The organism is Micromonospora sp. NPDC005413 (assembly GCF_040606435.1).
In the GTDB taxonomy this organism is placed as follows: domain Bacteria; phylum Actinomycetota; class Actinomycetes; order Mycobacteriales; family Micromonosporaceae; genus Micromonospora.
Map to the genome: position 1 here is coordinate 1 of NZ_JBEXEV010000082.1, position 1,011 is coordinate 1,011.

At 65.8% G+C, this 1,011-nt stretch carries 2 protein-coding genes; one reads left to right on the plus strand and one right to left on the minus strand.

The genetic code is table 11. The features are described 5' to 3' along the window. Nucleotides 1–316, minus strand: a 316-nt coding sequence (locus ABZS37_RS32675; RefSeq protein ID WP_355175462.1) for an SDR family NAD(P)-dependent oxidoreductase, incomplete at its 3' end; no start/stop codon positions are given. A gap of 145 nt (nt 317–461) precedes the next feature. Between ABZS37_RS32675 and ABZS37_RS32680 the strand changes: the two genes are divergently transcribed. Next, the coding region (locus ABZS37_RS32680) for a TetR/AcrR family transcriptional regulator (RefSeq protein ID WP_355175464.1) at nt 462–1,011 on the plus strand (550 nt) is incomplete at its 3' end.

Below are 1,011 nucleotides of genomic sequence, written 5' to 3' on the forward strand. Positions count from 1 at the left end.
ACCACGTGGCCTGGTCCGTGTTCTCAATCGGCGCCGGCGGGTTCTGGACGCCCGCGTTGTTGACGAGCACGTTCAGGGCGCCGAAGGCGCTCTCGGCGGCTAGCACAGCAGCGGACCACGAACTCTCGTCGGTGACGTCGAGGCGGGTGAAGTGAGCGCGGGTCCCGAGCTCGTCGGCGAGAGCGGCGCCGCGTTCGGCGTCGATGTCGCCGATCACCACGTTCGCTCCCTCCGCGTGAAAGGCGCGTACGTGGCTCGATCCCTGGCCACCGGTCCCACCGGTCACGAGCACGGTCTGGTTGTCGAAGCGGTTCATCCGATGTTCCTTCGGTACGTGGGTGACTGACCGGGATCATCGGCGATGAACGGCCAGCCGATGGCGAGCCGAGCGACTCACCACTGCCTTAACACTAGGTCGGCGGCAGTGGCGAGTCAAGCCACTCACCTCGTATGCTCAGTCCATGAGCAGGGTCGTACCGACGTACCACCAGCGCGTCGCCCAGGAAAAGCGCGCGCTGATCGTGACGGCCGCGACCGCACTGTTCCTCGAGTTGGGCTACGACCGGACATCGCTGGCGCGGATCGCAGAGCGCTCGGGTGTCTCGCGGGCCACCTTGTTCAAGCAATTTCCGAGCAAGGCTGCCCTGTTCGACGCCATCGTCACCGAGTCCTGGTCAACCGCTGACGAGGAGGATCCTCCGCCGGCAGGCAACGTCGTTGACGGGCTCAGCGCCATCGGTCGCCGTTACGCCGAGCTGTTGAGCCGGCCCCAGATGACCGACCTGTTCCGAATCGTCATCGCCGAGCTGCCGCGGTTCCCGGAGCTGGCCCATGCGCAGTTCTCGCACGGGAAGATGCCCTACTTCGAGTCCGTACGCAGCTACCTCCTGGCTGAGCACGAGGCGGGAACGGTGCGGGTCGAGGACGTGGACCTCGCAGCCACCCAGTTCCTGGGCATGATCTCCAACTACGTCTTCTGGCCAACACTCCTAGTGCCGGGCTGGGAGGTGA